Here is a 3,847-nt window from a genome sequence, read left to right as displayed (position 1 = left end):
GCTGGGTGTTGTGGCCGTTGGCCGCCAGCGTCGCGTAGCGGACGAGATCGGCGACGCCGGGGTCGGCCGGAAGGGGGGCGCGCAGCCCGGCCGCATAGGCCGCGTAGTCGCCCATCGATCCCACCGCCGACCGCCAGGCGAAGGTGCCGGCCCCTGCCAGCAGGAGCGCCCCGCCGGCGCCGATCAGCATGTCTCGCCGCTTCATGGTGGCCCCCGTTCGCCAGGATGCTGCGGGCGCGGACCGGCGCTCGGACGATGGCGGATGGGGTGGGATTCGAACCCACGAGGCGTTGCCGCCCGCCGGTTTTCAAGACCGGTGCATTAAACCGCTCTGCCACCCATCCACGTCCGGGCCGGCGCCGGAGATGTCCTTCTATCGCCGGGGCGGGCGCTTCGTCCACCGGCGCGGGCAGGCGGCCTCTGCCGCACTTTCGCCACGGGATCGTGGCAATCCCCCGGGCGGCATGAGCTTCGTCCTCGGCAAGATCTTCTGGTACCTGACGCAGCCGGGGAACCTGCTGCTGCTGCTGCTGGTCGCCGGCTGGCTGCTGTTGCTGGCGGGCGCGCGGCGGGCGGGGCACCTGCTGCTCGCCCTCGGGCTCGGGGCGATGCTGGCGGTGGCCGTGCTGCCGGTCGGGTCCTGGCTGCTGCGGCCGCTCGAGGATCGCTTCCCGGCCGCGCCCGCGGTCGCCGGCCGGGTCGACGGGATCGTCGTCCTCGGCGGCAGCATCGATTCGTGGATCTCGAGCGCCCGCGACCGGCCGACGCTGACCGAATATGCCGACCGCATGACCTCGGCCGCGGCGCTCGCCCGGCAGCATCCCGAGGCGCGCATCCTCGTCACCAGCGGCGAGGCGGCGATCCTGCCCGAGGGCGTCAGCGAGGCACCCTACATGCGGCGCCTGCTCGCCGAACTCGGCATCGACGAGGGGCGGATCACGATCGAGGGCGCCTCGCGCAACACGGCCGAGAACGCCCGGGCGGCGCGCCGCCTCGTCGATCCGGGCCCCGGCGAGCGCTGGCTGCTCGTCACCTCGGCCTTCCACATGCCACGCGCCGTCGGCTGCTTCCGCCGGCTCGGCTGGGACGTCGTCCCCTGGCCCGTCGACTACAAGACCACCGGCCGCGGCGGCATCGGCTTCGGCTTCAACCTGCGGGCCGGGCTCGACCGCGTCCATGTCGGCCTCAAGGAGTGGATGGCGCTCGTCGCCTACCGCCTCCTCGACCATACCGACACGCTGTTCCCCGGCCCCGCCGCGTCATGAGCGCGGGCGCCGTGCCGTGAGGCCCGCGGCCGCGCCTGCCCTCACGGGCGCTGGACGGGGCCGCCCTGGCAGCAGAACCAGAGGACGCTCCAGCCGATCGCCAGCGCGATCCCGGCCGCGAGCAGGCCGACCGCGCCCCAGCGCACCAGCCGGCGCAGCGGCGATGCCGGCGGCAGCATCCGCTCCGAGAGGAAGAAGAGCAGGGCCAGCATGGCGATGAGCGAGAACAATCGGCCGTCTTCCAGCATCGGACACTCTCCTGCAGCGGGCGGGGCGTTGAGCGAGACTCGGGCTTCGTGGCAGAGAGAAGGGATGAATCGCAATGCCCGCAGAATCCGGCGGTCGGCATCGTGGGCGGCGGCGGCGATGCTGGCCGTCGCGGCCGGCCTGCTGCCGACCGGCCTGCCGGCCGTGGCGCAGGCGAACGAGCAGCCGTTTCCGGTCTGGCTCGGCGAGTTCCGGCAGGAAGCGCTGACGAACGGCATCTCGCCGGCCGTCCTCGAAGCGGTGCTGACCGGGCTCGAGCCGATCCCGCGGGTGATCGAACTCGACCGGCGCCAGCCCGAAGGCACGATGACCTTCGCCACCTACCGGACCCGCGTCGTCGCCGAACCGCGCATCCAGCAGGGGCGGCAGATGCTCCAGGAGAATGCCGGGCTGCTGGCCGAGGTCGAGCGCCGCTACGGCGTGCCGGCGCGCTTCATCGTCGCGCTGTGGGGCATCGAGACGAGCTATGGCCGGGTCACCGGCAATTTTCCCGTCGTCGCCTCGCTGGCGACGCTGGCCTATGACGGCCGCCGGGCCGCCTTCTTCCGCAGCGAGCTCCTGAACGCCCTGCGCATCCTGCAGCAGGGGCACATCACCCCGGACGCCATGCTCGGCTCCTGGGCGGGCGCCATGGGGCAGAGCCAGTTCATGCCGTCGAGCTTCCTCAACCACGCGGTCGATCTCGACGGCGACGGGCGGCGCGACATCTGGAACAGCCGCGCCGACGTCCTCGGCTCGATCGCCAACTACCTCGCGTCCTCGGGCTGGGTCGGCGGCTTCACCTGGGGCCGCGAGGTGCGGCTGCCGGCGGGCATGGTCGCCGCCGGTGCCGACGAGCAGCGGCCGCTGGCGGAATGGGCCCGCTTCGGCGTCGTCCAGGCCGACGGATCTCCGCTGCCGGCGGCGGACGTGGCCGCCGGGATTGTCACGCCCGAGCGCGACGGTTCGGGCCCGTCCTTCATCGTCTACGAAAACTATCGGGTCCTGATGCGATGGAACCGTTCCAACTATTTCGCGCTGGCGGTCTCCGACCTCGCGGATCGGATCGTCCAGCCGTGAGCGGCAAGGGCACCCGCGGCCGCATCGCCGCCGCCGGGCTGCTGGCGCTGCTCGTCGGTGCCTGCGCGTCGACGCCACCCGAGACGGCGGGGCCGTCGACGGCGACCAAGGGCTCGGCCCGGGGCGTCTACAAGGTCGGCAATCCCTACCAGATCGGCGGCGTCTGGTACTATCCCAAGGAAGATTACGAGTACCGGGAGACGGGGATCGCCTCCTGGTACGGGCCGGACTTCCACGGCAAGGCGACGGCCAACGGCGAAGTCTACGACATGAACGACCTGACGGCCGCGCACCGCACCCTGCCGCTGCCGTCCGTCGTCCGCGTCACCAACCTGGAGAACGGCCGCTCGATGACGCTGCGCGTCAACGACCGCGGGCCGTTCGCGCGCGGCCGCATCATCGACGTGTCGCGCCGCGGCGCCCAGCTGCTCGGCTTCGACCGTCAGGGTACGGCCAAGGTGCGGGTCGAGATCATGGCGGCCGAGAGCGAGCAGCTGGCCCAGATCTACCGCGGCTCCAGCACCATCGGACAGGCGCTGGCGCGGACGCCGGGCCTGCCCGACCCGTCGGCGCCGATGACCATGGTCGCGGCCGTGCCGACGCCGGCCCCGCCGCCGCCGCCGCCCCAGCCGGGCGCCGACGGCACCGTCCTGGGCCAGCCCATCCTGTCGCCGCCGCCGCAGTCGGCGGCGATCGAGCAGGTGCCGCTGGCGCCGCCGGCCGCCGCGGCCGCGCCGCGGACGGCCACCCGTCCGGCGGCGCCGACGCAGGCGCCGGTGGCGGTCGCCGCGTCGGTGGACGCGCCGCAGCCCGGCACCGTCACCGTCGAGCCGGTGCGCCGGACCCAGATCTTCGTCCAGGCCGGGGCCTTCTCGCAGCGCGCCAACGCCGACCGCGTGCGCCAGACGATCGGCGGCGTCGGCCCGGCTCGGGTGACGACGGTCGAGGTCAGCGGCGCCCCCGTCCACCGCGTCCGCGTCGGTCCCCTGCGTTCGGTCGAGGAGGCGGACCAGACCCTGACCCGCATCGCCTCGGCCGGCTACCCCGAAGCACGGATCATCGTCGAATGACGCGTCCCCGCGCCGCGATCCTGGTGCTGCTGGCCTTGCTGTCGGCGGCATTCCCGGCCCTCGCCCAGGATTTCCAGACCGAGGCGCGGGCCGCCATCGTCGTCGACTACGACACGCGCGCCGTCCTCTACGCCAAGGATGCCGACCGCCGGCTGCCGCCGGCCTCGATGAGCAAGATCATGACGA

The 3,847-nt window shown here is 73.3% G+C and carries 4 protein-coding genes, 1 tRNA gene and 2 pseudogenes; 4 read left to right on the top strand and 3 right to left on the bottom strand.

Going from position 1 to position 3,847, the window contains the following annotated elements:
• Positions 1 to 205, bottom strand: a pseudogene (locus ACE3Q3_RS23335) (Tat pathway signal protein); the annotation flags it as partial.
• Positions 206 to 256: 51 nt separating this feature from the next.
• Positions 257 to 344: transfer RNA gene (locus ACE3Q3_RS23330), tRNA-Ser, on the bottom strand.
• Positions 345 to 464: 120 nt separating this feature from the next.
• Here ACE3Q3_RS23330 and ACE3Q3_RS23325 point away from each other — a divergent pair.
• Positions 465 to 1,265 (top strand): YdcF family protein, encoded by an 801-nt coding sequence (locus ACE3Q3_RS23325; RefSeq protein WP_374450086.1) that lies wholly within the window; start codon positions 465 to 467, stop codon positions 1,263 to 1,265.
• Between the two features lie 41 nt (positions 1,266 to 1,306).
• On the opposite strand, the gene ACE3Q3_RS23320 is transcribed toward ACE3Q3_RS23325, so the two are convergent.
• Positions 1,307 to 1,513 (bottom strand): hypothetical protein, encoded by a 207-nt coding sequence (locus ACE3Q3_RS23320; protein WP_374450084.1) that lies wholly within the window; start codon positions 1,511 to 1,513, stop codon positions 1,307 to 1,309.
• A 118-nt stretch (positions 1,514 to 1,631) separates the two neighbouring features.
• Here ACE3Q3_RS23320 and ACE3Q3_RS23315 point away from each other — a divergent pair, with 118 nt between their 5' ends.
• The 3 genes and pseudogenes from ACE3Q3_RS23315 to ACE3Q3_RS23305 form a co-directional block, all read left to right on the top strand.
• On the top strand, positions 1,632 to 2,591 hold the full coding sequence (locus tag ACE3Q3_RS23315) for a lytic transglycosylase domain-containing protein (RefSeq protein ID WP_374450082.1): 960 nt from the start codon (positions 1,632 to 1,634) through the stop codon (positions 2,589 to 2,591).
• Entirely contained in the window at positions 2,588 to 3,661 is a 1,074-nt protein-coding gene (locus ACE3Q3_RS23310) for a septal ring lytic transglycosylase RlpA family protein (protein ID WP_374450080.1), read from the top strand. The genes ACE3Q3_RS23315 and ACE3Q3_RS23310 overlap by 4 nt, the downstream gene beginning before the upstream one ends.
• Positions 3,658 to 3,847: pseudogene (locus ACE3Q3_RS23305) on the top strand (D-alanyl-D-alanine carboxypeptidase); the annotation flags it as partial. The gene ACE3Q3_RS23310 and the pseudogene ACE3Q3_RS23305, both read left to right, overlap by 4 nt.

It is taken from the genome of Allostella sp. (assembly GCF_041913585.1).
Classification (GTDB): Bacteria; Pseudomonadota; Alphaproteobacteria; order ATCC43930; family Allostellaceae; genus Allostella.
Note: the sequence above shows the minus strand (reverse complement) of the source record. Positions and strands in the feature narration are given on the sequence as shown.

Excerpts from the sequence above, each read along its gene's own strand:
- ACE3Q3_RS23325 (WP_374450086.1), top strand. The coding sequence starts at position 465 with ATGAGCTTCGTCCTCGGCAAGATCTTCTGGTACCTGACGCAGCCGGGG.
- ACE3Q3_RS23320 (WP_374450084.1), bottom strand. The coding sequence starts at position 1,513 with ATGCTGGAAGACGGCCGATTGTTCTCGCTCATCGCCATGCTGGCCCTG.
- ACE3Q3_RS23315 (WP_374450082.1), top strand. The coding sequence starts at position 1,632 with ATGCTGGCCGTCGCGGCCGGCCTGCTGCCGACCGGCCTGCCGGCCGTG.